Source organism: Paracoccus fistulariae, from assembly GCF_028553785.1.
Lineage (GTDB): Bacteria > Pseudomonadota > Alphaproteobacteria > Rhodobacterales > Rhodobacteraceae > Paracoccus > Paracoccus fistulariae.
This window is the reverse complement of record NZ_CP067136.1, coordinates 754,946-780,836: the sequence shown is the minus strand read 5'-3', so window position 1 is coordinate 780,836 and position 25,891 is coordinate 754,946. Positions and strand designations below refer to the sequence as shown.

The 25,891-nt window shown below is 64.1% G+C and carries 24 protein-coding genes; 11 read left to right on the top strand and 13 right to left on the bottom strand.

All coding sequences use genetic code 11. From position 1 onward, the window contains the following. Positions 1–33 precede the first annotated feature (33 nt). The 10 genes from JHX87_RS03925 to pobA are packed head-to-tail and all read right to left on the bottom strand — an operon-like array spanning position 34 to position 8,718. Positions 34–1,353: a TRAP transporter large permease gene (locus JHX87_RS03925; RefSeq protein WP_271882513.1), complete on the bottom strand. Its 1,320-nt coding sequence runs from the start codon at positions 1,351–1,353 to the stop codon at positions 34–36. Beyond that, on the bottom strand, positions 1,350–1,871 hold the full coding sequence (locus JHX87_RS03920; RefSeq protein ID WP_271882512.1) for a TRAP transporter small permease: 522 nt from the start codon (positions 1,869–1,871) through the stop codon (positions 1,350–1,352). The genes JHX87_RS03925 and JHX87_RS03920 overlap by 4 nt, the downstream gene beginning before the upstream one ends. 2 nt (positions 1,872–1,873) lie before the next feature. After that, entirely contained in the window at positions 1,874–2,899 is a 1,026-nt protein-coding gene (locus tag JHX87_RS03915) for a TRAP transporter substrate-binding protein (protein WP_271882511.1), read from the bottom strand. Between the two features lie 21 nt (positions 2,900–2,920). Further along, entirely contained in the window at positions 2,921–4,201 is a 1,281-nt protein-coding gene (locus JHX87_RS03910) for a lyase family protein (protein WP_271882509.1), read from the bottom strand. Next, positions 4,198–5,031 carry a 3-oxoadipate:acetyl-CoA acetyltransferase gene (locus JHX87_RS03905; RefSeq protein WP_271882507.1) on the bottom strand — a complete coding sequence of 278 codons (834 nt, stop codon included), beginning with the start codon at positions 5,029–5,031 and terminating at the stop codon, positions 4,198–4,200. The genes JHX87_RS03910 and JHX87_RS03905 overlap by 4 nt, the downstream gene beginning before the upstream one ends. A gap of 7 nt (positions 5,032–5,038) precedes the next feature. Then, positions 5,039–5,659, bottom strand: coding sequence for a protocatechuate 3,4-dioxygenase subunit alpha (pcaG, locus tag JHX87_RS03900; protein ID WP_271882506.1), 621 nt, complete (start codon positions 5,657–5,659; stop codon positions 5,039–5,041). A 1-nt stretch (position 5,660) separates the two neighbouring features. Then, on the bottom strand, positions 5,661–6,383 hold the full coding sequence (gene pcaH, locus JHX87_RS03895) for a protocatechuate 3,4-dioxygenase subunit beta (RefSeq protein WP_271882505.1): 723 nt from the start codon (positions 6,381–6,383) through the stop codon (positions 5,661–5,663). Then, positions 6,370–6,768 (bottom strand): 4-carboxymuconolactone decarboxylase, encoded by a 399-nt coding sequence (pcaC, locus tag JHX87_RS03890; RefSeq protein ID WP_271882504.1) that lies wholly within the window; start codon positions 6,766–6,768, stop codon positions 6,370–6,372. The genes pcaH and pcaC overlap by 14 nt, the downstream gene beginning before the upstream one ends. Further along, on the bottom strand, positions 6,761–7,549 hold the full coding sequence (gene pcaD, locus JHX87_RS03885) for a 3-oxoadipate enol-lactonase (protein ID WP_271882502.1): 789 nt from the start codon (positions 7,547–7,549) through the stop codon (positions 6,761–6,763). The genes pcaC and pcaD overlap by 8 nt, the downstream gene beginning before the upstream one ends. Then, positions 7,549–8,718: a 4-hydroxybenzoate 3-monooxygenase gene (gene pobA, locus JHX87_RS03880; RefSeq protein ID WP_271882501.1), complete on the bottom strand. Its 1,170-nt coding sequence runs from the start codon at positions 8,716–8,718 to the stop codon at positions 7,549–7,551. Before pobA ends, pcaD begins: the two co-directional genes overlap by 1 nt. 91 nt (positions 8,719–8,809) lie before the next feature. Here pobA and pcaQ point away from each other — a divergent pair, with 91 nt between their 5' ends. The 11 genes from pcaQ (at position 8,810) to JHX87_RS03825 (ending at position 23,093) form a co-directional block, all read left to right on the top strand. Next, on the top strand, positions 8,810–9,757 hold the full coding sequence (gene pcaQ / locus JHX87_RS03875; protein ID WP_271882500.1) for a pca operon transcription factor PcaQ: 948 nt from the start codon (positions 8,810–8,812) through the stop codon (positions 9,755–9,757). A 150-nt stretch (positions 9,758–9,907) separates the two neighbouring features. Further along, positions 9,908–11,155, top strand: a complete 1,248-nt coding sequence (locus tag JHX87_RS03870; protein WP_271882499.1) for an efflux RND transporter periplasmic adaptor subunit — start codon at positions 9,908–9,910, stop codon at positions 11,153–11,155. Between the two features lie 88 nt (positions 11,156–11,243). Beyond that, positions 11,244–14,372, top strand: a complete 3,129-nt coding sequence (locus JHX87_RS03865) for an efflux RND transporter permease subunit (RefSeq protein WP_271882498.1) — start codon at positions 11,244–11,246, stop codon at positions 14,370–14,372. Positions 14,373–14,405: 33 nt separating this feature from the next. Beyond that, complete coding sequence (locus tag JHX87_RS03860) at positions 14,406–15,293, top strand: LysR family transcriptional regulator (RefSeq protein WP_271882497.1); 888 nt, start codon at positions 14,406–14,408, stop codon at positions 15,291–15,293. A gap of 84 nt (positions 15,294–15,377) precedes the next feature. After that, complete coding sequence (locus JHX87_RS03855; protein WP_271882496.1) at positions 15,378–15,854, top strand: formate dehydrogenase subunit gamma; 477 nt, start codon at positions 15,378–15,380, stop codon at positions 15,852–15,854. After that, positions 15,851–17,368, top strand: coding sequence for a formate dehydrogenase beta subunit (locus tag JHX87_RS03850; protein WP_271882495.1), 1,518 nt, complete (start codon positions 15,851–15,853; stop codon positions 17,366–17,368). Before JHX87_RS03855 ends, JHX87_RS03850 begins: the two co-directional genes overlap by 4 nt. Continuing rightward, positions 17,365–20,271 (top strand): formate dehydrogenase subunit alpha, encoded by a 2,907-nt coding sequence (gene fdhF / locus JHX87_RS03845; protein ID WP_271882494.1) that lies wholly within the window; start codon positions 17,365–17,367, stop codon positions 20,269–20,271. The genes JHX87_RS03850 and fdhF overlap by 4 nt, the downstream gene beginning before the upstream one ends. Beyond that, positions 20,272–21,096, top strand: a complete 825-nt coding sequence (gene fdhD / locus JHX87_RS03840) for a formate dehydrogenase accessory sulfurtransferase FdhD (RefSeq protein WP_271882493.1) — start codon at positions 20,272–20,274, stop codon at positions 21,094–21,096. Next, on the top strand, positions 21,086–21,286 hold the full coding sequence (locus JHX87_RS03835) for a formate dehydrogenase subunit delta (protein WP_271882491.1): 201 nt from the start codon (positions 21,086–21,088) through the stop codon (positions 21,284–21,286). Before fdhD ends, JHX87_RS03835 begins: the two co-directional genes overlap by 11 nt. Before the next feature lie 57 nt (positions 21,287–21,343). Then, the gene (locus JHX87_RS03830; protein WP_271882490.1) at positions 21,344–22,288 is read left to right on the top strand and encodes a diacylglycerol/lipid kinase family protein; all 945 of its coding nucleotides are present in this window, start codon (positions 21,344–21,346) and stop codon (positions 22,286–22,288) included. Positions 22,289–22,292: 4 nt separating this feature from the next. After that, positions 22,293–23,093 (top strand): metallophosphoesterase family protein, encoded by an 801-nt coding sequence (locus JHX87_RS03825; RefSeq protein ID WP_271882488.1) that lies wholly within the window; start codon positions 22,293–22,295, stop codon positions 23,091–23,093. Here JHX87_RS03825 and modC read toward each other — a convergent pair. The 3 genes from modC to modA are packed head-to-tail and all read right to left on the bottom strand — an operon-like array spanning position 23,048 to position 25,636. Then, positions 23,048–24,169 carry a molybdenum ABC transporter ATP-binding protein gene (gene modC / locus JHX87_RS03820; protein WP_271883455.1) on the bottom strand — a complete coding sequence of 374 codons (1,122 nt, stop codon included), beginning with the start codon at positions 24,167–24,169 and terminating at the stop codon, positions 23,048–23,050. The genes JHX87_RS03825 and modC overlap by 46 nt on opposite strands. Continuing rightward, a complete protein-coding gene (gene modB / locus JHX87_RS03815; RefSeq protein ID WP_271882486.1) occupies positions 24,166–24,864 on the bottom strand; it encodes a molybdate ABC transporter permease subunit in 699 nt (232 codons plus the stop codon). Before modB ends, modC begins: the two co-directional genes overlap by 4 nt. Next, the gene (gene modA, locus JHX87_RS03810) at positions 24,857–25,636 is read right to left on the bottom strand and encodes a molybdate ABC transporter substrate-binding protein (RefSeq protein WP_271882484.1); all 780 of its coding nucleotides are present in this window, start codon (positions 25,634–25,636) and stop codon (positions 24,857–24,859) included. Before modA ends, modB begins: the two co-directional genes overlap by 8 nt. Positions 25,637–25,891: the final 255 nt, after the last annotated feature.

Genomic DNA, 25,891 nt, shown 5'->3' with positions numbered 1-25,891 from the left:
CAGGCAGGCCTTTCCTTCGATGCGGTAAAATGCCTAGCCGAAGAGCCTGACCAGCCCAAGCGACAGCACGGGCAGCAGGATCAGCAGCGCAATCCGGATCAGGTCGCTGATCAGGAAGGGCAGCACGCCCCGGAAGCTTTCCCACATCGGCACATCCCGCGCCATGCCGTTGATGACAAAGACATTCATCCCGACAGGCGGCGTGATCAGACCGACCTCGACCACGACCACGGCCAGAATGCCGAACCAGATCAGCGTATCTTCGCGCGGCATCCCGAAATCCAGCCCGCCGATGATCGGGTAGAAGATCGGAATGGTCAGCAGCAGCATGGACATGGAATCCATGACACAGCCAAGCGCCATATACAGCAGCAGGATCGCGATCAGGATCAGCATCGGCGCCATGCCCGAATTCTGGATGGCACGGGCCGCCAGCATGGGCGTCTGTGTCTGGGCCAGAAAGGCGTTGAAGGTCTCGGCCCCCAGCATGATCAGGAAGATCATGGCCGAGGTCGTGGCCGTGCCGCGCAGACAGGCCATCAGGCCTTTCAGCCGCATCCCGCCGTGGATCATGGCCAGCAGTCCCGCGCCGAAGGCGCCGACGGCGGCGGCCTCGGTGGGGGTGAACCAGCCGCGATACATGCCGATGATGACCAGCGCGAAGATCAGAAGGATGCTCCAGGTCTCGCGCAGGGCGGCCAGTCGCCCGGCCCAGTCGACGCGCGGGCCGGCGGGGCCTTCATCAGGGTTGCGGCGCACGAAGATCGAGATGGCGATCATATAGCCAAGCGCGGCAAGGATGCCCGGCACCATCGCGGCGACGAACATTTTCGGAATGCTCTGTTCCGCCATCAGCGCATAAAGCACCAGAATGACCGAAGGCGGGATCAGGATGCCCAGCGTGCCCCCCGCCGCAAGCGACCCCGTGGCCAGCGCGCCGCTGTAGTTATAGCGGCGCATCTCGGGCAGGGCGACCTGACCCATGGTGGCGGCTGTGGCCAGCGAACTGCCGCAGATCGCGCCAAAAGCCGCGCAGCCCCCGATCGAGGCCATGGCAAGCCCGCCCCGGCGATGGCCCAGAAAGGCCGCTGCGGTCCGATACAGCGCGCGGCTCATCCCGGCATGGGTGGCGAATTCACCCATCAGCACGAAAAGCGGAATGACCGACAGCGAATAGGTCGAGAATTGATAGAAGGCCGATGTTTTCAGAAAGGCCAGAAGCGGCGTCACGCCTGTGTAAAGCCCGTATCCTCCGATCCCCACGGCCAGCATGGCCACGCCAATCGGAATGCGCAGGAACATCATCACCAGCAAGACGCCAAAACCCGTCAGCCCGGCGGCAATCCCGGTCATGTGCGTGCCATCCGCAAATGTCCCATCATCGTGGCCGTGCAGGTGGCAACCAGCAGCGCCGTGGCGGGCAGGATGACGATAAAGCTGGTCCAGACGGGCAGTCGCAGCACCATCGTCTGTTCGGCATAGCTGCGCATCTCGCTGGCGCCGTGGATCATGCGCCACAGCAGCAGCGCCGCGATCAGCAGGTAAAGCAGATCTCCGACAGCCTCCAGCAGGTGGTTGGTGCGCGCCGAGGTCTTCTGGGTGAAGAAATCGACCAGCACATTGCCCGCATTCACCTGACACCAGGGCAGAAAGCAGAAAATGGCAATCGCGCTGCACAATTCGACCATCTCGTAATCGCCCGGAATCGGTTTTCCGATCACCGCGCGCAAGGTCACGCTGGCCACCGTCATCAGCATCAGCGCCAGCAAGGTGACGCCGCCGATCCCCGCGAACAGGCCGCAAAGCTTGTAAAGCCATCCCGGAACCGGGACAGCTTTACCATGTTCAGTCATCATATCGGCATCGGCCATGATTACTGGCCTTGCGCCTTGGCCAGCATGGCCTTTGCATCATCGACAATCGCCTGACCGTCATGACCCGCATCGGTCATCGTCGCGACCCAGTTGTCGATAACCGGCTGCGAGGCGTCTTTCCACTCGGTCAGCTGATCCTCGGGGATCACGGTGATGGTGGCGCCGGCATCAATCGCCTTCTGGCGCTGCGCGGTTTCCTCGTCATCCATAGCCTGTCCCGCCAGCGCGGCCAGCGCCTGACCGGAATTGTCGTCGATCACCTTTTTCAGATCATCGGGCAGGGCGTCATATTTCGCCTTGTTCATCACCAGCGCCATGATCGAGGTGGACATGCCGCCGTTTTCCGTGCCGAATTCGGTATGCTGCTTGGTCACCTCTTCCAGGCGCAGCGATCCGAACACCTCCCACGGGATCACGGTGCCGTCGATGACGCCGGTGCTGATTGCCTGGGTCACTTCGGGGACCGGCATGCCGACGGGGGTCGCGCCAAGGGCGGAAAGCCCATCGGTCATGGTGCGCGACGGGGTGCGGATTTTCAGCCCGCTCAGATCCGCCATCTTGGCCACGGGGCCACCCTTGACATGCACCTTGTAGCTGGCCGGGGCGTGCAGCAGCAGCGGTTTGACCTCTCGCAACTCCTCGGTCAGGTATTTCGCCTGAAATTCCTGCAGCGCGGCCGTGGTCTCGGTGGCGGTTCCCGACATGAAGGGCAGTTCGAACACTTCGGAAATCGGGAAACGGCCCGGCGTGTAGCCCAGAATCGTCCAGCTGATATCGACGATGCCGTCACGCGCCTGATCGAAAAGCTGCGGCGGCTTGCCGCCAAGCTGCATCGAGGGGAACAGCTGCACATCGATGCGACCGCCGGATTGCTCCTCGACCATCTTTTCCCAGGGCTCAAGCACGCCGACCTGGATCGGTGCATCGGCCGACAGGAAATGATGCACGCGCAAGGTCACCTCTTGCGCGGCGGCGGCACCGGTCAGCACCATGCTGGCGACCGTGGCGATCAGGATTTTCTTCATCTTTACTCCTCCCTTGAAATGTCAGTATTTGGCCTGCCCGGGGGCATCGCCAAGATTGTTCTGCGGCGCCAGGATCTGCGGCCAGTTATGTCCCGGTTCCAGTTCTGTCAGCGCGTCGGCCAAGGTCGCATACGTGCCTTCATTCAGCATTTTCAGCGCCTTGGAGACAATAGCCAAAGCATCTTCCCGGGGCATCTGGCGGCTGAGGTAAAAGCCCGCCGCTTCGGCCAGCATGGCGCCCTTGTCGGCGGTGAAGCTGGCACCGATGCGGTCTGTCCGGGCGGTCAGGCTGTCGGCCAGATCCTGCGCCAGACGCAGCGCCGCGCCGGTGCGGATGATCATATCGGGCAGCACCTGCCATTCCAGCGCCAGCGCGCTGCCGTCACGTTCCTGCGCATGAACCATCGCCTGATGCAACGTGCCAACCGCGCCCGCATTCAGCCGCGCCAGTGTCACCAGCGCCTCGGCCATCACCGGGTTGGATTTCTGCGGCATGGTCGAGGAACCGCCGCCAGAGCCCGCTGAAACCTCGGAAATTTCGGATTGCGACAGCAGGATCAGATCGACGCCGATCTTGCCCAGCGTGCCGGTCAGCAGGGACAACCAGCCGCCCAGTTCGGCAATCGCATCGCGGGCGGCGTGCCAGGGCACCACCGGGGCGCCCAGACCCAGATCGGCGGCAAGCGCGGCGCGAATCCCCGCCATGTCCGGGTTCAGCGCCGCGCCCGTACCCGCCGCACCGTAAAGCGAGACGTTGAAAAGGCGCGGGCGCAACTGCTGCAGCCGTTCCTGATCGCGCTGCAGGGGCGCGCGCCAGACAGCGATTTTCGCGCCAAGCGTCGTCGGCGCCGCCATCTGAAAGCGCGTCCGCGCGGGAATCGCGGTTTCGGCGAAGTCGCGGGCCTTGCTGCCCAGCGTCGCCTGCAACCGCTCTAACCGCGCCTCAAGGATCAGCAGCGCGTCCCGCAGTTGCAGCACCAGCCCGGTATCCTGAATATCCTGCGAGGTCGCGCCGAAATGCGCCCATTGGCCGCTATCGCCACAGGCTTTCTTCAGCGCACCGACCAGCGCCTGTGCGGCAATGCCGGCCTTGGCCGTGGCGGCCAGAAGATCGAAGGGCTCCGGGGCCAGACTGCGGGCGGTATCGGCAATGCGGGTCGCTGCGGCATCGGGAATGATCCCTATCCGCGCCTGCACCCGTGCCAGCGCCGCCTCGACCGTCAGCATGGCAGAGAGCTGCGCCCGTGGGCCCATCACATCCGCCAATTCGCTGTCGCTGAACAATCCGTCCGTCAGATTCATGCGGCGCGCAATCCCAGCATCTCGCGCGCCTGCTGCCAGGTGGCGACCGGGCGCTGATATGTCTCGCACAGATCGACAACGCGCCGGACCAGCGCCGCATTGGACGGGGCCAGCGTGTCGCGATCGATGCGGACGTTATCTTCCAGCCCAGTGCGCGCATGACCGCCCGAAGAGACAGCCCATTCGTTCAGAAGGATCTGGTTCGGGCCGATCCCTGCGGCACACCAGGGCGTGTCCTCGCCAAACAGGCGCTTCACCGTGGTGATGTAATAGTCGAAGACCTCGCGATCCGCAGGCATGGCATTCTTGACGCCCATCACGAATTGCACATAGGGCCGGTCCTTGATGCGGCCATCCTGATGCATCTTGGCGGCCTGCAAAATATGCGACAGATCAAAGGCTTCGATTTCAGGCTTCACGTCATGCGTGATCATTTCGCTGGCCAGCCAATCGACCAGATCGGGCGGATTTTCGTAAACGCGGGTCGGGAAGTTGTTCGACCCGACCGAGAGCGAGGCCATATCCGGGCGCAGCGACAGCATGCCGCCGCGCTCTGAGCCCGCGCCGGACCGTCCGCCGGTCGAAAGCTGCACGATCAGGCCCGGACAGTGCTTTTCCAGCCCCTCTTTCAGCGCGGCAAAACGCTCGGGATCGCTGGTCGGCTTGCCCGCATCGTCGCGGACATGGCAATGGGCGATGCTGGCCCCGGCCTCGAACGCCTCATGGGTCGATTCGATCTGTTCGGTGACGGTGATCGGAACGGCGGGGTTATTTTCCTTCGTGGGCAGGGAACCGGTGATTGCCACACAGATGATGCAAGGTGTCGTCATCGCGCCCTCAAATATCAAAAAACACTGTTTCGTCATCGCCTTGCAGGCGAATATCAAAGCGATATACGGGTTTTCCATCCCGCATGGAACGGGTGGCGATCAGGCTTGCGCGACGCTTTTCCCATTCGATCATGTTGATCACCGGATCGGCGGCATTGGCCTCGGCCTCATCGTCGAAATAGACCCGCGTGTTCAGCCCGATATTGATGCCGCGCGCGACGATCCACAGGTTCAGATGCGGCGCCATCAGGCGGCCATTACGACCCATGGCCGCGCCCGGCTTGACGGTGTCGAACCCCCATTCGCCGGTCTCGAAATCGGTGATGACGCGGCCCCAGCCACGAAAGCCCTCTTCGACCTCGCCGCCGCCTTCGGGATGGGCATAGATGCCCGCCGCATTGGCCTGCCAGACCTCCAGCAGCACATCCTTGACCGGGCTGCCCATGCCGTCGATGACAAGACCCTCGACCCGGATCCGCTCTCCTGCGGCATTCGGCCCGGCGATGTCATGGCCCAGTTCCTGACGGTAGATGTCAAAGCCCGCGGCACCGGGGGCGAGACCGATATGCACATAGGGGCCCGCCGTCTGCGAGGCGCTTTCGCGAAGGTAATCCAGTTTCTGCGGCATCTCAGTTCCCCTCCAGACGGTTCTCGAACATGGTCGAGCGGCGTCCCCGCAGGACAATGTCGAATTTATAGGCGATGGAATCCAGCGGTATCGTCGCATTCAGATCCAGCTTCGCGATCAATTGTTCGATGGCATCGGGATCGGGGATGGTCTTGACGATGGGACAATGCGGAATCAGCGGGTCGCCCTCGAAATAAAGCTGTGTGATCAGGCGTTGCGCAAAGCCCGAACCGAAGACCGAGACATGGATATGCGCGGGCCGCCAGTTATTGACCCAGTTGCGCCACGGATAGGCGCCGGGCTTCACCGTGCGAAAGAAGTAATGCCCGTTCTCATCGGTGATCGTGCGTCCGCAACCGCCGAAATTCGGGTCGATGGGCGCCAGATAGCTGTCCTTCTTGTGGCGATAGCGCCCGCCTGCATTGGCCTGCCAGATCTCGACCAGCGTATTGGGCACGGGGCGGGCATTTTCGTCCAGCACCCGGCCATGCACGATGATGCGTTCACCGATCGGATCGCCGGATTTGGCATAGTTCAGGATCAGATCGTTATCGATCGGATCGATATCGTTATGGCCAAAGACCGGCCCGGTGATTTCGCTGACCGAGTTCTGCAGCGAGATCATCGAATAGCGCGGGCTGCGCGCGACCGAGGTCTTGTAATCCGGCGTCAGGGCCGGGGGCTGCAATCGGCGGTCACGTTGATAGAATTCAGCTTGTTTCATAAGGTTTTTCCTCGGCTTCCATCTCGGCATAGGTCTGCCGTGCCAGTTTCAATGCGTGATTGGCCTTGGGCACGCCGGCATAGATTGCGACGTGCTGAAACGCTTCTTGCACGTCCTGTTTCGACGCGCCGGTGCGCGATGTGGCACGGATATGCATGGGAATTTCCTCGAAATTCCCGGTCGCCGCCAGAAGTGCAAGCGTCAGCATGGAGCGTTCGCGGCGGCTGATCCCGTCGCTGGCCCAGACCGTGCCCCAGGCGGCGTTGGTAATCAGGTCCTGAAAGGGTTCGTCAAATTCGGTCTTCAGAAATTCGGCGCGATCCACATGGGTATCGCCAAGCACCTCTCGGCGGACGGTCATTCCACGCTGGTAACGATCAGACATGGCCAATCTCCTTTAAAAAGCGGGACAGGATGGCGGTATAGGTCTGCGGGGTCTCGACGCAGGGGATATGGCCCGCGCCCTTGATGACCTCCATGCGCGAGCCCGCGATCAGATCGGCGGTGTCCTGCACGATCTGCGGCGGGGTGGCGCCGTCCAATTCGCCCGCGATCAGTTGCACGGGCAGTTCCAGGCGGGCGGTCTCGGCGCGCAGATCGGCGCTGGCAATCGCCTCGCAGCAGGCGGCATAGCCACCCAGCGGCTGACGCTCCAGCATCCGCTGCCACGGTGCAGCGTTGCCCGAGGCGCGGAACTCGGGTGAAAACCAGCGCTCCATCGTCGCGGCGCCGATGCTGGGCAGGCCATCGGCGCGGATCGCGGCGATCCGGTCGCGCCACATGTCGGCCTCGCCGATCTTTGCGGCGCTGTTGGAAATCACCAGCCCGCGCAGCAGATCGCCATGACGCGATGCCAGCGATTGCCCGATCAGCCCGCCGATAGACAGCCCGACGAAAACCACGTCGCGCAGCCCCAGATACCGGATCAGCCCGGCCGCATCATCGGCCAGTTGCCCGATCGAATAGGGGCCCGGCGTTTCCTGCGACAGACCGTGGCCGCGCTTGTCATATCGGATGATGCGCAATCCGTCCGGCAGATGCGGCAGAACCGCGTCCCAGACCCGCAGATCGGTGCCCAGCGAATTGGCAAAGACCAGCGCCGCGCCATCGCGGGGGCCCTGATCCGCGTAATGCAGACCGGTATCGTTGATGGTGACATGCTGCATCAGTAGGGCAATCCGATATAGTTTTCCGCAAAGGCCTGCTGCTGGGCGTGATTGTCGCGCAGGAAGGCGATTTCGGCGCGCTGCATCTTCAGGTCGAAGGGGCTTTGATCGGGATAGCGGTGCAGCAGGCTGCTGAACCACCAGCTGAACCGCTCGGCCTTCCAGACACGCAGCAGGGCGCGTTCGGAATAGCGGTCGATGCCCTCGTCATCGCTGTCGTGATAATGCTGGACCAGCGCGTGATACAGGTAATGGACGTCACTGGCCGCCGTGTTCAGGCCCTTGGCCCCGGTGGGCGGCACGATATGGGCCGCGTCGCCGCAGAGGAACAGCCGACCCCACCGCATCGGCTCGGTCACGAAGCTGCGCAAGGGGGCAATGGATTTTTCGATGGTCGGCCCGGTGACCAGATCATCGGCGACCTCGTCGGGCAGGCGGCGCTTCAATTCGGACCAGAAGGCGGTATCGGTCCAATCCTCGGGGTGATCGGACAGGGCGCATTGGATGTAATAGCGCGACAGGTTCTCATTGCGCATCGAACATAGCGCAAAGCCGCGATCCGAATTGGCATAGATCAGTTCATCGCTGACCGGAGGCGTATGCGACAGGATCCCCAGCCAGCCGAAAGGATAGGTCTTTTCATATTCGCGACGGACGCTCAGCGGGATGGCCTGGCGGCTGACGCCGTGAAAGCCGTCGCAGCCCGCGATGAAATCGCAATCGATCCGGTGGCTTTCGCCATTCTGGTCATAGGTGACATAGGGCTTGTCGCTGTCGGCGTCATGGATCACGACGTGATCGACCTCGAATTCCGTGCGGGCGCCTGCGGCCTCGCGGGCATCGTAAAGATCGCGCGTCACCTCGGTCTGGCCATAGACGATCACCGGCTTGCCGGTCAGCGCCTTCAGGTCCAGGTGGAACATCTCTCCGCCAAAGGCGATCTGGGTGCCGTCATGGACATAGCCTTCGCGATGCAGGCGGTCGGCGACGCCCGCCTCTTCCATCAGCGAGACCAGACCGGTTTCCAATACGCCCGCCCGGATGCGCCCCAGCACATAATCGCGGGTCTTGCGCTCCAGCACCACGGCATCGATGCCCTGACGGTGCAGCAACTGTCCCAGCAAAAGTCCCGACGGACCGCCGCCGATGATAACCACTTGATGACGCATATGCTTGATCCTCCCTCCCGGGCAATCTTGCATATGGAAATGAAACAGTAAAATGAGATATAAGCGAAGATAGTTAGCAAAAGTGGTAACTATGCACCGGCGTATCAAAATCCGACATCTGCAGGCCTTTACCGAGATCGTCCGCCAGAACAGCATGAAGGAGGCCGCCAAGCGCCTGTTCCTGACACAGCCTGCCATTTCGCGCACCCTGTCCGAGCTGGAAGAGATCCTGGGCGCGGTGCTGCTGACGCGCGACCGGGGCGGGATCGCGCTGACGCCGCAGGGAGAGTTCTTTCTGACCTATGCCCAGACCAGCCTGTCGGCGCTGGAGCAGGGGCTGGACGGGATCGAACAGGCAGGACGCGAAGGCGCGATGCAGATGCGCGTCGGTGCGCTGCCCTCGGTCGCGGCGCGGCTGATGCCCGAGGTGGTGTCGGAGGTTGCGCGGATCGCGCCCGAATTGCGGCTGACCATCGCCGATGGCCCGCATGGCCATCTGACGGGGATGCTGCGCGCAGGTCAGCTTGATCTGGTGATCGGCCGTATGGGAGAGCCAGAGACGATGCGCGATCTCAGCTTTACCCAGCTGTATCTGGAAGAGGTCGTCGTCGTCGTCCGCCCCGGCCATCCGATTCTGGACGATCCCGACCTGCGCCGGATCGCGGACTGGCCGGTGATCTATCCCGCGCCCTCGGCCGCCATCCGGCCTTTCGTCGAACGGTTGCTGATCATGCATGGGGTGACATTGCCGCCGCGGCGGATCGAGACGGTCTCGGGCGCTTTTGGCAGGGTGCATACGCGGCGCAGCGATGCGATCTGGTTCATCTCGGCCGGGGTGGTCGCGCGCGAAGTGGCCGAGGGGGTGCTGGTCCGCCTGCCCATCGCCACAGAACTGACGCAGGGTCCGATCGGCCTGATGCGGCGGTCGGATGCCGCCGACTCGGTCGCCTCGCAGATTTTCGTACAGGCGGTACGCCGCACGCTGGATGTCCTGGGGCTGGTCACGCCGGGCGGGGCTGCGGATGAAACCGCGCTTTAGAATCGGGTAGACCGCAGAGTGAACCCATTGGTTTATCTTGGGTTTATGCGGTTGTCCTTGGCATTTGTTGGCGATAACTTGGCCGGACAATTCTTGCCGCAACCGGGACGGTCTGCGGCGCATGACCTTTCATCCATACGGGCGGACAGCATGACCTCGCTGACTCGGATTTTTGTTTTTGCCGGTTTGATCTCGGCAGTCTTGCCCGCCGGGCAGGTTTTGGCGCAGCAACAGGGTCAGGACGCGCCGCCGCCGCCGGTGACGGTGGTGACGCTGACGGCGCAGGATGTCACCCTGACGACCAGCCTGCCGGGCCGCGTCGTCGCACAATCCGAGGCCGAGCTGCGCCCTCAGGTCGGCGGGCTGATCATCGAAAGGCTGTTCGATGAGGGCAAGAAAGTGTCCAAGGGCGACGCGCTTTACCGCATCGACCCGCGCACCTATGAGGCCGGCGTGGCGCAGGCCGAAGCCGCCCTTGCGCAGGCCGAGGCCGCCGCCGCCGCCGCCCGGCGCGAGGCAGACCGCGTTGCCACCTTGCGCGACCGCCGCGTGGCCAGCGAGCAGACCGAGGACACCGCGATTGCCGCGCGCGATGCGGCCGATGCCGCCGTGCAATCCGCCAAGGCGCAATTGCTGGCGGCCAATATCGATCTGGACCGCGCCACGATCACCGCGCCGATTGACGGGGAAATCGGTCTGGCGCAGGTCAGCGCGGGCGCGCTTGTCACCGCCGGTCAGGCCGAGCCTCTGGCCGTCATCCGCAGCATCGATCCGGTGCGCGTCGATGTGACCCAGTCGGCGGCGGATATCATCCGCTGGCAACGGCGCGGCCCGGATGCGGCCCTGCCGCCCGATCTGGATCGCACGGTCAGCCTGCGCCTTGCCGATGGCAGCACCTATGAACATACCGGATCGCTGACCGGGGCAGAGCCGCATGTGAATGAAACCACGGGCGTGGTGACGCTGCGGATGCAGTTCGACAATCCCGAAGGTCTGTTGCTGCCCGGCATGTATGTGCAGGCCGAGATCCCGCAGGCACAGCTGAAAGACGTGATCCTTGCCCCGCAAGAGGGGGTCTCGCGTGATCGTCGCGGGCGTCCGGTCGCGCTGGTGGTCAATGCCGACAATATCGTCGAGCAGCGCGAGCTGGAGATCGTTCAGGATCGCGGCGACGACTGGGTCGTGACCGATGGTCTGTCGGATGGCGACCGGCTGATCGTCGAGGGCGTCCAGCGGATCGGCCCGGGCATGCCCGTGACCCCGGAAGAGCGCCCGGCAGAGGATGTTTCGGCAGAGACGGCCCATAGCGACGCCGCACCGGAAGCCGCCGATGCCGACACCGCCGAGACGGCCGACGCAGCAGAGACAGCCGAGACAGAAACCGCGCCCGCCGAATAATCCGCAGCATATTCCGCGGCCACCGCCCAAGCCGATTTCACCGACGCGATCCGACACGATCTGACGCGCGAGCAGCAAGAGAGCCACCATGGCACGTTTCTTTATTGACCGACCCGTTTTCGCCTGGGTGATCTCGATCCTGATCATGGGGGTCGGCGTCCTGTCGATCCTGACGCTGCCGATTGCGCAATATCCGCAGATCGCGCCGCCGGCGGTCTCGGTCAGTGCGGTGTATCCGGGGGCTTCCGCCGAAACCGTCTCGAATACGGTGACGCAGATCATCGAGCAGGAAATGACCGGGCTGGATGGCTTGCGCTACATGTCGTCAAGCTCTACCTCGGCGGGGACCTCCTCGACCTCGCTGACTTTCGAGACCGGCACGGATCCCGATATCGCGCAGGTGCAGGTGCAGAACAAGCTGTCCCAGGCCACAGCCTTGCTGCCGGAAGAGGTTCAGCGGCAGGGGATAACGGTCGAAAAATCATCGTCCAGCTTCCTGATGGTGATCGGCCTGATCGGCGATGAAAACTACGATCAGACGGATCTGGCCGATTACATGGTCTCGAATCTGGTCGATGATATCAGCCGCGTCGAAGGCATCGGCAGCGTCGAGGTCTTTGGCGCGCAATATGCCATGCGCATCTGGCTGGATCCCTCGAAGCTGGCCGCCTATGAGATCGCGCCCTCGGATGTGGTGGGCGCGGTGTCGGCCCAGAATACGCAGATTTCGGCAGGCGCGTTCGGCACGCGGCCGGCGCTTGAGGGCCAGCAGCTGAACGCCACCGTGACGGCGCAATCGCTGCTGTCCACGCCGGACGACTTCCGCCAGATCGTGCTGCGCGCCGAAGAGGATGGCGGGCTGGTGCTGCTTCAGGACGTGGCGCGCGTCGAAATCGGTGCCGAAAGCTATGCCACCGATGCCACCTATAATGGCCGCCCGGCCACCGGCATGGCGCTGAGCCTGGCACCGGGTGCCAATGCGCTGGACACGGCAGAAATCGTCAAGGAGCGGATGGAGGAATTCGCCGAATTCTTCCCCGAAGGCATCGATTACGTGATCCCCTTCGACACCTCTCCCTTCGTGGAAATCTCGATTGAAGAGGTGGTCAAGACGCTGCTGGAGGCCATCGTTCTGGTCTTTCTGGTGATGTATCTGTTCCTGCAGAACTGGCGCGCGACGCTGATCCCGACGCTGGCCGTGCCGATCGTTCTGCTGGGCACCTTCGGGATCATGGCGCTGTTCGGATTTACCATCAATACGCTGACCATGCTGGCCATGGTGCTGGCCATCGGTCTGCTGGTCGATGACGCCATCGTGGTGGTCGAAAACGTCGAGCGGATCATGGAGGATGAGGGGCTGGAGCCGCGCGAGGCGACGCGCAAATCCATGGGCCAGATCACCGGCGCGCTGGTCGGGATCGCTTTGGTGCTGTCGGCGGTTTTCGTGCCGATGGCCTTCTTCCCCGGCTCGACCGGGGTGATCTATCAGCAATTCGCGATCACCATCGTCTCGGCCATGGCGCTGTCGGTGGTGGTGGCGCTGACGCTGACACCGGCGCTTTGCGCCTCGATGCTGAAACCCAAGCAGCATGGCGAAAAGCGCGGCTTCTTCGGGCTGTTCAACCGCAATTTCGATCATCTCTCGAATGGCTATACCGGGCTGGTCGGCTGGCTGGTGCGGCGTCCGCTGCGCTCGCTGATGGTCTATGGCGCGATGGGCCTTGTGATGGTGCTGCTGTTCCTGCGCACGCCGGAAGGCTTTCTGCCGGATGAGGATCAGGGCATCATGTTCGTGCTGGTCCAGGGGCCGACCGGCGCCACGACCGAGCGGACCACAGCCGTCATGGACCAGATCGAGGATTACTTCCTGACGCAAGAGGCCGATAACGTCGAATCCGTCTTTGGCGTCGCGGGTTTCAGCTTTTCCGGCGCCGGGCAGAATGTCGGCATGGCCTTCATCCGGCTGAAGGACTGGAAGGAACGCCCCGATGCCGCGCAATCGGTGCAGGCCATCGCGGGACGCGCCTTCCCCGCGCTCAGCGGTATCCGCGACGCGCTGGTCTTTCCCATCGTGCCGCCCTCGGTCATCGAACTGGGCAACGTGTCGGGCTTCGACTTCTATCTGCAGGCGCGGGGCGGACAGTCCCATGCGCAATTGCTGGAGGCGCGCAGCCAGTTGCTGGGCATGGCCTCACAAAATCCGAAGATCGCGCAGGTCCGTCCCTCGGGGCTGGAGGATGCGGCGCAATATCGGCTGGATATCGACTGGCGCAAGGCAGGGGCGATGGATGTGACCGCCACCGATGTCGCCAACCTGCTGCAGATCGCCTGGACCGGCGCCTATATCAACGATTTCATCGACCGCGGCCGGATCAAGAAGGTCTATGTCCAGGGTCAGGCCGATTCCCGCGCCGGGCCCAGCGATTTCGACAAATGGCGCGTGCGGAACGCGCGGGGCGAGCTGGTCCCCTTCTCGAATTTCGCCGAGGGCGACTGGACCTATGGGCCGCAGGGTCTGAACCGCTATAACGGCATTCCCGCGATGCAGATTCAGGGCAGCCCGGTGCCGGGTGTCAGCTCGGGCGAGGGCATGGCCGAGATGGAAAACCTGGCCGCGCAATTGCCGCCGGGCTTCGATATCGCCTGGACCGGCCTGTCGCTGGAGGAACAGTCCTCGGGCGATCAGACGACGCTGCTTTACACGCTGTCGCTGGCGGCGGTGTTCCTGTGCCTTGCCGCGCTTTACGAAAGCTGGTCGATCCCGCTGGCGGTGATTCTGGTCATGCCCATCGGTATTCTGGGCGCGCTGATCGGAGCGTTTCTGGGCAAGTTCGACAATGGCGTCTTTTTCCAGGTCGGCCTGCTGACCGTGATTGGCCTGACCGGCAAGAACGCCATCCTGATCGTCGAATTCGCGCGCGAACAATCCGAAGCCGGGGTGCCCTTGTACCGCGCCGTGGTCGAGGCCGCACGGCAGCGTTTCCGCCCGATCATCATGACCTCGATCGCTTTCTCGCTGGGCGTGCTGCCGCTGGTGCTGTCCACCGGTGCGGGCGCGAATGGCCGCAATGCGATTGGCGCGACCGTGCTGGGCGGGACGCTGGCGGCGACGGCCTTCGGCATCCTCTTCGCGCCGCTGTTCTATGTGCTGATGCGGCGGTTGCTGGGACGCAAGGACAAATTCGACGATGAACCGGAAGCCGCAGCCTCGACCTGATCCATCGCCCGCCCGTGTGACAAGGGCCGGGCGATGATCGACAAGCTGGAAATGTTTCTGGCCGTGGCCAAGGAACAGCATTTCGGCCGGGCGGCGGCCAGTCTGGGCATCACCCAGCCCACGCTGTCTGCGGGGATCAAGCAATTGGAGGATCAGCTGGGCGTGCTGCTGATCTTTCGCGGCTCGCGCTTTGGCGGCCTGACGCCCGAGGGCAAGACCGCCCTGACATGGGCGCGCCGGATCGTCGGCGACAGCCGGCAATTGCGCGAAGAGATGCGCGCGACGCGGCACGGGCTGACCGGGCAGTTGCGCATTGCGGTGATCCCTACCGCGCTGACCTGGGCGGCCCGGTTGTCGGCCCGGTTTGGCCAGCGCCATCCGAATGTCGGCTTTACCATCCTGTCCAAGACCTCGGTCGAGATCCTGCAGATGCTGGACGATCTGGAGGTCGATGCCGGGCTGTCCTATCTGGATAACGAACCTTTGGGCAAGGTCAGCACCGTCTCGCTGTATGAAGAGCGTTACATGCTGGTCTGCGATCCGGAATCGGGCTTTGCGGCGCGCGACAGTGTCGGCTGGGCGGAACTGAGCGGGCAGCGGCTGTGCCTGCTGTCGGGCAATATGCAGAACCGCCGGATCATCAACCGCAACCTGACCGATGCCGGGGTGACGCCGCTGGTCACGGTGGAATCGGCCTCGACCGTGGTGCTGGTCGCGCATGTGCTGGAGGGTGGTTGGCTGACCATCCTGCCCGAAGACATCGCCCGCTTTCTGACCGAGGGCAAGGATCTGCGCCTGATCCCGCTGCAAGGCGGCGGCAGCGGGCACAGCGTCGGCCTTGTCGCGCCTTGGCGCGAGCCGCATACCCCGGTGCTGGAGGCCCTGCTGACCGAGGCGCGGCGGATGGTGTCCGATAGATAATTTCTATCAATCCACGAAATAGCGATATTGATTTCGTATCGTTCCGGGTGTTTTCTGCGTCGAAAGATGAAGGAAAGGCCAGCCATGCATGCAAATGCGCCAGCCCCGGCACCCGATGAGATCCGCGCCCTTGTCGCGCCGCTGACCGCGCTTGAAGGGCCATTGCTTCCGATGCTGCACGCGCTGCAGCGCGAATATGGCTTCGTGCCGCAGGATGCAGTGCCGGTTCTGGCCGATCTGCTGAATCTGGGCCGGGCCGAGGTGCATGGCGTCATCAGCTTCTACCACGATTTCCGCGATGCGCCTGCCGGGCGGCATGTGCTGAAGATCTGCCGGGCCGAGGCCTGTCAGGCGATGGGCTGCGATGCCGTTGCCGAGACCGCCTTGCAGCGGCTTGGCGTCGATTGGCACGGCACCACCCGCGACGGCGCCGTGACGGTCGAGCCGGTCTATTGCCTGGGTCTTTGCGCCTGCGGTCCGGCGGCGATGCTGGACGGGCAGGTGATCGGGCGCGTCGATCGGGACCGCATGGGGCAATTGCTGGATGAGGTCGGCGCATGAAGATCTATGTCCCGCTGGACAGCGCCGCCAGGGCGCTCGGCGCCGATCAGGTCGCCCAGGTCATCGCCGCCGAGGCGCGGAACCGTGGGCTGACGGTGCAGATCATCCGCAACGGATCGCGCGGGATGATCTGGCTGGAACCGCTGGTCGAGGTTGATCTTGGGCAGGGGCGTCAGGCCTATGGCCCGGTCAGTCCTGCCGATGTGCCTGCGCTGCTGGATGGCAAGCTGTCCAGCCTTGGCCCGGTCGAGGAAATCCCCTTCTTCGCCCGCCAGACCCGTCTGACCTTTGCCCGTTGCGGCGTGATCGACCCGCTGGATCTGACCGCCTATCAGGCGCATGGCGGGCTGGCGGGCTTGCACCGCGCCATCGGCATGGGCAGCGCACAGATCGTGCAAGAGGTCGCCGATAGCGGGTTGCGCGGGCGCGGCGGCGCGGGCTTTCCGACCGGCATCAAGTGGAAAACCGTGGCCGAGGCGCAGGCGGCGCAGAAATATATCGTCTGCAACGCGGATGAGGGCGACAGCGGCACCTTTGCCGACCGCATGATCATCGAAGGCGATCCTTTCAGCCTGATCGAGGGCATGGCGATTGCCGGGATCGGCGTCGGCGCGACGCGCGGCTATGTCTATCTGCGCTCGGAATATCCGGTGGCCATCGACATCCTGAACCGCGCCGTTCAGATCGCGCGTGAAAACGGGCTTCTGGGGCCGCAGGTTCTGGGCTCGGGCCATGCCTTCGATATCGAGGTGCGGGTGGGCGCGGGCGCCTATGTCTGCGGCGAAGAAACCTCGCTTCTGAATTCGCTGGAGGGCAAGCGCGGCGTGGTCCGCGCCAAGCCGCCCTTGCCCGCGCTGGAAGGGTTTCTGGGCAGGCCCACCGTCGTCAATAACGTCATTTCACTGGCGACCGTGCCGGTGATCTTTGAAAAAGGCGCGGCACATTACGCCGATTTCGGTCTTGGCCGTTCGCGCGGCACGGTGACGCTGCAGATCGCGGGCAATGTGCGGCATGGCGGGCTGTTCGAGACGGCCTTCGGGGCCACGCTGGATCAGGTCGTGAACCAGATCGGCGGCGGCACGGCCTCGGGCCGGCCGGTGAAGGCGGTGCAGGTGGGCGGTCCGCTGGGCGCCTATATCCCCGTCGAGCAGTTTGATACGCCGCTGGGCTATGAGGAACTGGACCAGAAGGGCGGGCTGATCGGCCATGCCGGGCTGGTGGTCTTTGACGACAGCGCCGATATGCTGCGCATGGCCCGTTTCGCGATGGAATTCTGCGCCGTCGAAAGCTGCGGCAAATGCACGCCCTGCCGGATCGGCGCGGTGCGCGGCGTGGAAACCATCGACCGCATCGCCCAGGGCGATCCTGGCGCGATCGAGCTGTTGACCGATTTATGTGATACAATGCGGGACGGATCGCTTTGCGCGCTTGGCGGGTTCACGCCCTATCCGGTCATGTCCGCCCTGCGCCATTTTCCCGATGACTTCGCGACCCAGAAAGAGGCAGCCGAATGAAGGATTTCATCATCCCCGAATTTCCGCCCGGCGATGATCGCGACATGGGGACCAAGATCGGCCAGGGCGCGCCGGTCTCGCTGATCATCGACGGCATCGGTGTGACGGTGCCCGAAGGCACATCTGTGATGCGCGCCGCCGCCGAAGCCGGGGTCGAGGTGCCAAAGCTGTGCGCCAGCGACAGTCTTGAGGCTTTCGGGTCCTGCCGTCTCTGCGTGGTCCAGATCGACGGGCGGCGCGGCACGCCCGCATCCTGCACCACGCCGGTGGCCCAGGGCATGGTGGTCCACACGCAATCCGAAAAGCTGCGCAAGCTGCGTCGCGGCGTGATGGAGCTTTATATCAGCGATCACCCGCTGGATTGCCTGACCTGTTCGGCCAATGGCGATTGCGAATTGCAGGACATGGCCGGGGCCGTGGGCCTGCGCGATGTCCGCTATGAGGCGCCCGAGGGTGGCCGTCTGGACAACCATTTCGCCCGGCGAGAGGGTGGCGAGGCCAATCCGCTGTACATCCCCAAGGATGACAGCAATCCCTATTTCACCTATGACCCGGCGAAATGCATCGTCTGTTCCCGCTGCGTGCGCGCCTGTGAAGAGGTGCAGGGTACCTTCGCCCTGACCATCGAGGGGCGTGGCTTTGACAGCCGCGTCGCTGCGGGTGCGGTGGGCGACGATTTCCTGTCCTCGGATTGCGTCAGCTGCGGCGCCTGCGTGCAGGCCTGCCCGACGGCCACCTTGCAGGAAAAATCGGTGATCGAACTGGGCACGCCGCAGCGATCCGTGATCACGACCTGCGCCTATTGCGGGGTGGGCTGTTCCTTCAAGGCGGAACTGAACGGCGATCAGCTGGTGCGCATGGTGCCCTATAAGCATGGCAAGGCCAATCGCGGCCATAGCTGCGTCAAGGGCCGCTTTGCCTATGGCTATGCCCAGCATCAGGACCGCATCCTGAATCCGATGATCCGCGACAGCATCGACGAACCCTGGCGCGAGGTGGATTGGGACGAGGCGCTGGCCTTTGCCGCCAGCCGCCTGCGCCGGATCCAGCAGGATCATGGTCGCCAGTCGATCGGGGTCATCACCTCAAGCCGCTGCACCAATGAGGAAACCTATCTGGTGCAGAAACTGACCCGCGCGGTCTTTGGCAATAACAATACCGATACCTGCGCACGGGTCTGTCATTCGCCCACGGGATACGGGTTGGGCAAGACCTATGGCACCTCGGCCGGGACGCAGGATTTCGACAGCGTGGCCCAGACCGATGTGGTGGTGATCATCGGTGCCAACCCGACCGACGGCCACCCGGTCTTTGCCTCGCGCCTGAAACACCGTCTGCGTCAGGGCGCGAAACTGATCGTGATCGACCCGCGCCGCACGGATATCGTGCGCTCGGCCCATGTCGAGGCCGCCTGGCACCTGCCGCTGACGCCGGGCACCAATGTCGCGGTCGTCACCGCCATGGCGCATGTGATCGTCACCGAGGGGCTTTATGACGAAGCCTTTATCCGCGCCCGCTGTGACTGGGACGAATTTCAGCACTATGTCGAATTCGTCAGCGACCCGCGCCACGCCCCGGAAGCCACGCAGGCCATGACCGGCGTGCCGGCCGAGGATCTGCGCGCGGCGGCCCGTCTTTACGCCACGGGTGGCAACGGCGCGATCTATTACGGGCTTGGCGTGACCGAACACAGCCAGGGCTCTACCACCGTGATCGGCATTGCGAATCTGGCGATGCTGACCGGAAATATCGGGCGTCCCGGCGTGGGCGTGAACCCGTTGCGGGGGCAGAACAACGTGCAGGGCTCCTGCGATATGGGCAGCTTCCCGCATGAGCTTCCCGGCTATCGCCATGTGAAACTGCCCGAGGTGCGGGCGATCTATGAACAGGCCTGGGGCGTCCAGATCGACCCCGAGCCCGGATTGCGTATCCCCAATATGCTGGATGCGGCGGTCGAGGGCACGTTCCGCGGGCTGTATTGTCAGGGCGAGGATATCCTGCAATCGGATCCCGACACCCATCACGTCGCCGCCGGTCTGCGGGCGATGGATTGCGTCATCGTCCATGACCTGTTCCTGAACGAGACGGCGAATTACGCCCATGTCTTTCTGCCCGGCTCCAGCTTTCTGGAAAAGGACGGGACCTTCACCAATGCCGAACGCCGCATCAATCGCGTGCGCCGCGTCATGGCGCCGCGCAACGGTTACGAGGATTGGGAAATCACCCAGATGCTGGCCAATGCGATGGGCGGCAACTGGTCCTATACCCATCCGTCGCAGATCATGGATGAAATCGCCGCGACGACGCCCAGCTTTGCCAATGTCAGCTATGAACTGCTGGAAGAGAAGGGCTCGGTCCAGTGGCCCTGCAACGGCGCCGCGCCCGAGGGCACGCCGCTGATGCATGTCGACGGTTTCGTGGCGGGCAAGGGGCATTTCATGGTCACCGAATATGTGGCCACGGATGAACGCAGCGGCCCGCGCTTTCCGCTGCTGCTGACCACGGGCCGGATCCTGTCGCATTACAATGTCGGCGCCCAGACAAGACGGACCGAAAACACCGTCTGGCACCCCGAGGATCTGCTGGAGATCCATCCCCATGACGCCGAACAGCGCGGCATCAAGGAAGGGGATTGGGTGCGGCTGGCCTCTCGCGCAGGGGAAACGACGCTGCGGGCGACTTTGACCGACCGCGTGGCTGCCGGGGTGGTCTATACGACCTTCCATCACCCGACCACTCAGGCTAACGTCGTCACCACGGATTTCTCGGATTGGGCGACGAACTGCCCGGAATACAAGGTGACGGCAGTGCAGGTCAGCCCCTCGAACGGCCCATCGGACTGGCAGGAACGCTATCACGCGCAGGCCGAGCAGGCGCGCCGGATCCTGCCTGCGGCGGGATAGATGGCGCGTCCCGATCCGACAGCCAGCGTCAGGGCCGATCATCACCGGCAGGGCCGTGTCAGCACGGTCCGCCGCGACCTGCCCGAGGAAACGGCCGTGGCGATGGTCTATCACGGCACCACGCAGGCGGTGATGATGGCGACGCCGGGCGATCTGGAAGATTTCGCCTATGGCTTTTCGCTGACCGAAGGCATCGTGGATCACCCCGACCAGATCTCGGCCTGCGAGGTGCTGTCCCATCCCAAGGGGATGGAGGTGCAGATGTGGCTGACCGAGGATCGGGCCGATGCCATCGCTGCGCGCAGGCGCGCGATGACGGGGCCGGTGGGCTGCGGCCTGTGCGGCATCGACAGTCTGGATCAGGCGGTGCGCGACCTGCCCGACCTGCGCGGCACCCGCGTCGCCCTGTCCGCCGATGATCTTGCCGGTGCGACCGAGGCGCTGCGCGACTGGCAGCCCCTGCATGATCGCAGCCGCGCCGTCCATGCCGCCGGGTTCCTGCGGCCGGGGCAGGGGATCGTCATGGCGCGCGAGGATGTCGGCCGTCACAATGCGCTGGACAAGCTGATCGGCGCGCTGGCCCGGGCAGGGATCGATCCGGCGCAGGGCATTCTGGTACTGACCAGCCGCGTCTCGGTCGAGATGGTGCAGAAATGCGCGATGGCGGGCTGTGCCGCGCTGGTCGCGGTCTCGGCCCCCACATTGCATGCCTTGCGACTGGCCGAGGCTGCGGGCATCACCCTTGCCGCCTTCGCCCGCAGCGACGGATTCGAGCTGTTCACCCACCCGCAACGACTTTCCAGCAGGATTTCCGATGTCGCCTGACAAGATGATCCGGATGGCCAATCAGATCGCCACCTTTTTCAGAAGCCAGCCGGGCGATGCGCCCGAAAAGATCGCCGATCATCTGCGCGATTTCTGGGAACCCCGGATGCGGGCGCAATTGCAGGCCTATATCGCGCAAGGTGGCCAGGGACTTGACGAATTGGTGACGAAAGCTGCGCAAAGACTGTGAAACCGCAGCGCATGTGACGGGTTGATTTGCTGCCAGCCAGAGACGGAACCGGTCATCATGCAGAAACCTCTTGAACCCCCAGATCTTTCGCAGGCGCGGCTCTGCGTGATCCGCAATCGCGGCTCTGGGAAAGAGGATGACCGGATCATCGGCCAGATCACCGATGGGCTGAAGCCTTTCGTCAGGGAATTCACCCTGTGGCAGACCGATGATGGCAGCAGCCTGCCGGAACTGGCGCGACAGGCGGTGGATGACGGCTTCGACATCATCGTTGCGGCGGGCGGGGATGGCACGCAATCCGCCGTTGCCGGCGTGCTGGCGGGCAGTGACGCGATCATGGGTGTCCTGCCCGGCGGCACCTTCAACTATTTCGCCCGCGATCTTGGTGTCGGGGAAACCATGGAAGAGGCCATCGAGACGCTGCGCAGCGGTGTCCCGCGGCGGGCGGATGTGGCCAAGATCGAAAATCTGGTCTTCCTGAATAATGTCAGTCTGGGAATTTATCCCCATATCCTGAAGACGCGGGAAAGCGTCTATCGCCGCTGGGGCCGGTCACGGCTTGCGGCCTATTGGTCGGTGCTGATTGCCCTGCGCCGCCTGCGCCATCCGATGCGGCTGACCGCGCGGGTCGATGGGCAAAGCCAGACATTCTCGACCGCGCTGGCCTTCGTGGCGCGGAACGCCTTTCAACTGGAAAGCTTCGGTCTGGAGGGGGCAGATCAGGTCCGCGCCGGGCATTTCGCGGTGCTGATCGCGCGGGCGCGCAAGCCGGTTCCGCTGCTGCGCTCGGCCTTTCGGCTGGCCATCGGGCTCAGCGCGCAGGACAGCGATTTCGATCTGATCGTCACCGATGAACTCAGCATCGAAACCCGGAAATCGCAGCAGCTTGTCGCCCATGACGGCGAAAAGACCCGGCTGGCCAGCCCGTTTCACCTGAAGGTCTGGCCCGATGCGCTGACGGTCCTTGTTCCTTCTGGCGCTGCGCGCGGTGACGGTGACTAGGCCCGTGACCCGGATCCTGCACCTGTCCGACCTGCATTTCGGGTTCGAGCGGCACGATCTGGTCGAGCCGCTGCTGGATCTGATCAACCGCTCATCCGCCGATCTGGTGGTGGTCAGCGGCGATCTGACGCATCGCGGGCGGGCGGGGCAATATCGGCCCGCGGCGGATTTTCTGGCCCGGATCGTCGCGCCCGTCATGGCCATTCCGGGCAATCACGACATTCCGCTGTTCAACCTTCCGGCGCGGCTTCTGTGGCCCTATCGCGGATATCGGCGCGCCATCAGCCGGGATCTGACGCCGGTCCGGCAATCGGATCGGATAAGGGTCTTTGGCCTGAACAGCGTCGATCGCTTCGCGATCCAGCGCGGCCTGTTGCGGGACCGGGATCTTGCCGCCGTCACAGCCGGGATCGATCCGCTGTCAATGAATATCGTTGCCGTTCATCACCCGCTGGAACAGCTGCCGGTGGTGGATAAGGAATTGGCCCGGCATGCGCGGCGCGGCCTTGCGACGCTGGCAGAGGCTGGCGTGCAGATCGTGCTGAGCGGGCATCTGCATCGGTGGGACACCGATCAGCTGATGGCCCTGACCGCGCATCCCGGCGTCTTGCAGATCCAGACCGGCACGGCACTGTGCGCGCGGACCGGGGATCTGCAGAATGAGGTCGCAATGCTGCAGATCGACGGCCCCCATCTGACGGTCGAGCGTCACATCGCGCCGATGGACCAGCCGGGCTTTCTGCCGCCGGTCCGCCAGCGCTATTCGCGTGCTTCGGGCGTCTGGGCCGCGCTTGACAGCGACTGAGCGACGCTGCCCGGCGCGACGGACAGCGTTTTCAGCACCGCATGAACCGGCATGCCCGGACGCAGATCCAGAAGCTGCGCGGATCTGCGGGTGATCTGCGACAGGATGGTTTCGGGCCCTGCCTCCAGCCGCACCAGAATGTCCCGTCCCGTCTGCGTCAGCGACTCCACCCTGGCCGGAATGATGTTCAGGGCCGAGATCCCCTCTGGCGCCTGCAGCGACAACATCACATCGCGCGCCATGATCCGCACCCGCAGATCGCGCCCCGGAACCAGCCCCGGCTGCGACAGCCACAGCGGCCCCGCGCCCGACTGCAACCGCGACAGCCCGTCGCCGTCGGTGCTGACAACCCGCGCATTCAGGATCGATCCCGCCTCACGGATCCCAAGCAGGGGGGCGGTGGCAGGATCGGCAAATATCTGATCCGCAGGCCCCGATGCCGCGATGCGGCCCTGGTCCAGCATGACGACGGTGGTCGCCATGCGCGCCAGTTCGCTGACCGAATGGGTCACGTAGAGAATGGGCAGGCCGGTTTCGTCGCGCAGCCGTTCCAGATAGGGCAGGATTTCGGCCTTGCGGGCCTCATCCAGCGCGGCCAAGGGCTCATCCATCAGCAGCATGCGCGGACGCGACAGGATCGCGCGTCCGAAGGCGACGCGCTGGCGTTCGCCGCCCGACAGGCCTGCGGGGCGGCGGGTCAGCAAATGGCCGATGCCCAACATCTCGACGATCTGGCCAAATTCGGCGCGGGCCGGGCGTTTGCGGGCGAACCAGCTGCCGTAAAGCAGATTTTGCCGCACGGTCAGATGCGGAAACAGCCGCGCATCCTGAAACAGATAGCCCAATTGACGCCGATGCGGCGGCAGGTTCACACCGCGCGCGCTGTCGAAAAAGACCTGCCCATCGGCCTCGATCCGACCCGATTGAGGCGATGTCAGACCGGCGATTGCATTGATGATCGTGGTCTTGCCCGACCCCGAAGGCCCGAAAAGCGCGGTCACACCGGCCGGGGCGGTGAAGGTCAGGTCCAGATCGAAGCCCGGCATATGATGCTGCAGATCGACCGACAGCATCAGCTTGCCCGGATCCGGCGCGCGACGGCGCGGGACACCCATTCCGACAGGATCAGCGCGGTGATGGCGATGGCAATGGCGATCAGCACCAGCCGCGCCGCCGCGCTTTCACCACCGGGAACCTGCAGAAAGCTGTAGATGGCCGAGGGCAGGGTCTGCGTCTGGCCCGGAATGTTCGACACGAAGGTGATGGTGGCGCCGAATTCGCCCATCGCCTTGGCGAAGGCCAGCACCATCCCCGCAAGGATGCCCGGCAGGATCAGCGGCAGCGTGACCGTCAGAAAGACCCAGATCCGTGGCGCGCCCAGCGTCGATGCGGCGGCTTCCAGCCTTGGGTCCACGGCCTCGATCGCCAGCCGGATGGCGCGCACCAGCAGCGGGAAGGCCATCACCGCCGCTGCCAGCGCCGCACCCGTCCAGCGAAAGGCAAAGACGATGCCGAACCACTGGTCCAGAAATTGCCCGATGCTGCCCCGCCGTCCAAAGGTCAGCAGCAGCAGATAGCCCGTCACCACCGGCGGCAGCACCAGCGGCAGATGCACCAGCCCGTTCAGGATGCCATGCCCCCAGAAACGCCCCCGCGCCAGCGCATAGGCCACGACCACGCCCAGCGGCAGGCTGGCCAGCACCGCCACGACCGAGACCTTCAGCGACAGCGCCACCGCCTGCCATTCCTGTGTCGTCAGCCAGTCAGTCACGGGGTGGCGTCAGCACGGTAAATCCCGCCGCCTCGAAGATCGTCGCGGCCTGCGGCGATGACAACAGATCATAGAATGCGCGATCCGCCGGATCCTGCGCCATGCGGGTCAGCGCGACCGGATAGGTGATGGGCGGATGGCTGTCGGCGGGGAATTCGCCGATGACGCTGACATCATCCTCGGCAGCGGCATCCGTGGCATAGACGATGCCAAGGGGCGCCTCGCCCGTGGCGACCAGCGCCAGCGCCGCGCGCACATTATCGGCCTGCGCGACATGGGGGGCGACATCGTCCCAGAGGCCAAGGCTTTCCAGCGCCGCCTTGCCATATTGACCGGCGGGCACGGCATCGACCAGCGCCATGGCCAGCTTTTCATCGCCCAGCATCGCGGGCAGATCCAGATCGCGCATCTGATCGTCGTTCAGTACATTGGCCTTGCCATGCGCGATCAGGACCAGCCGGTTGCCCAGCAGATCCTGGCGCGTGCCATCCGCGACCAGCCCGGCGTTTTCGACCTCATCCATCCATCGCGCATTCGCGGACAGGTAGATATCGGCGGGCGCGCCCTGGATGATCTGACGCGCCAGCTGGTTTGAGCCCGCATAGGAAATCGTCACCTGACCACCGGTCTTTGCGCCGAACTCTGCCGCGATCTGATCCAGCGCGGTTTTCAGCGAGGCGGCGGCAAAGACGGTGACGGCCCCATCTTCGGCCCGGGCGGGCAGGGCGGTCAGGGCAAGGGCCGCGATCACAAGGGCAGGGGGCAGGCGCATCGGGTCATCCTTCTTGCGGAGAGGTGCGATATATCCAGCGGAACATAACCACAAAGGCGATCCGCAGAACAAGCCCCATTTCCGTGCGGTTTAGTGGCGAAGACCCGCGCATATTGGCGGTTTTGCCGTTGAGTTTCCCGCTATCGGGGCGTATATGGGCGGCAGTCTTTTGGGCGAAATGGTCATAACAGGCCGCTGCAGATCCGGGTCGGGCGAATAGCCGCGACCCTTTGTCGTTCCAGAAAAGGCCATAAT

What these genes read in the sequence shown, in the direction of transcription:
- JHX87_RS03860 (WP_271882497.1), top strand. Translation starts at nt 14,406, where the DNA reads ATGATCGACAAGCTGGAAATGTTTCTGGCCGTGGCCAAGGAACAGCAT.
- pcaG (WP_271882506.1), bottom strand. Translation starts at nt 5,659, where the DNA reads ATGCCGCAGAAACTGGATTACCTTCGCGAAAGCGCCTCGCAGACGGCG.
- JHX87_RS03850 (WP_271882495.1), top strand. Translation starts at nt 15,851, where the DNA reads ATGAAGATCTATGTCCCGCTGGACAGCGCCGCCAGGGCGCTCGGCGCC.
- JHX87_RS03905 (WP_271882507.1), bottom strand. Translation starts at nt 5,031, where the DNA reads ATGACGACACCTTGCATCATCTGTGTGGCAATCACCGGTTCCCTGCCC.
- JHX87_RS03855 (WP_271882496.1), top strand. Translation starts at nt 15,378, where the DNA reads ATGCATGCAAATGCGCCAGCCCCGGCACCCGATGAGATCCGCGCCCTT.
- JHX87_RS03865 (WP_271882498.1), top strand. Translation starts at nt 11,244, where the DNA reads ATGGCACGTTTCTTTATTGACCGACCCGTTTTCGCCTGGGTGATCTCG.
- JHX87_RS03870 (WP_271882499.1), top strand. Translation starts at nt 9,908, where the DNA reads ATGACCTCGCTGACTCGGATTTTTGTTTTTGCCGGTTTGATCTCGGCA.
- pcaH (WP_271882505.1), bottom strand. Translation starts at nt 6,383, where the DNA reads ATGAAACAAGCTGAATTCTATCAACGTGACCGCCGATTGCAGCCCCCG.
- JHX87_RS03925 (WP_271882513.1), bottom strand. Translation starts at nt 1,353, where the DNA reads ATGACCGGGATTGCCGCCGGGCTGACGGGTTTTGGCGTCTTGCTGGTG.
- pobA (WP_271882501.1), bottom strand. Translation starts at nt 8,718, where the DNA reads ATGCGTCATCAAGTGGTTATCATCGGCGGCGGTCCGTCGGGACTTTTG.
- fdhD (WP_271882493.1), top strand. Translation starts at nt 20,272, where the DNA reads ATGGCGCGTCCCGATCCGACAGCCAGCGTCAGGGCCGATCATCACCGG.
- JHX87_RS03835 (WP_271882491.1), top strand. Translation starts at nt 21,086, where the DNA reads ATGTCGCCTGACAAGATGATCCGGATGGCCAATCAGATCGCCACCTTT.
- JHX87_RS03915 (WP_271882511.1), bottom strand. Translation starts at nt 2,899, where the DNA reads ATGAAGAAAATCCTGATCGCCACGGTCGCCAGCATGGTGCTGACCGGT.
- modA (WP_271882484.1), bottom strand. Translation starts at nt 25,636, where the DNA reads ATGCGCCTGCCCCCTGCCCTTGTGATCGCGGCCCTTGCCCTGACCGCC.
- JHX87_RS03830 (WP_271882490.1), top strand. Translation starts at nt 21,344, where the DNA reads ATGCAGAAACCTCTTGAACCCCCAGATCTTTCGCAGGCGCGGCTCTGC.
- fdhF (WP_271882494.1), top strand. Translation starts at nt 17,365, where the DNA reads ATGAAGGATTTCATCATCCCCGAATTTCCGCCCGGCGATGATCGCGAC.
- pcaC (WP_271882504.1), bottom strand. Translation starts at nt 6,768, where the DNA reads ATGTCTGATCGTTACCAGCGTGGAATGACCGTCCGCCGAGAGGTGCTT.
- JHX87_RS03920 (WP_271882512.1), bottom strand. Translation starts at nt 1,871, where the DNA reads ATGGCCGATGCCGATATGATGACTGAACATGGTAAAGCTGTCCCGGTT.
- pcaQ (WP_271882500.1), top strand. Translation starts at nt 8,810, where the DNA reads ATGCACCGGCGTATCAAAATCCGACATCTGCAGGCCTTTACCGAGATC.
- JHX87_RS03910 (WP_271882509.1), bottom strand. Translation starts at nt 4,201, where the DNA reads ATGAATCTGACGGACGGATTGTTCAGCGACAGCGAATTGGCGGATGTG.
- pcaD (WP_271882502.1), bottom strand. Translation starts at nt 7,549, where the DNA reads ATGCAGCATGTCACCATCAACGATACCGGTCTGCATTACGCGGATCAG.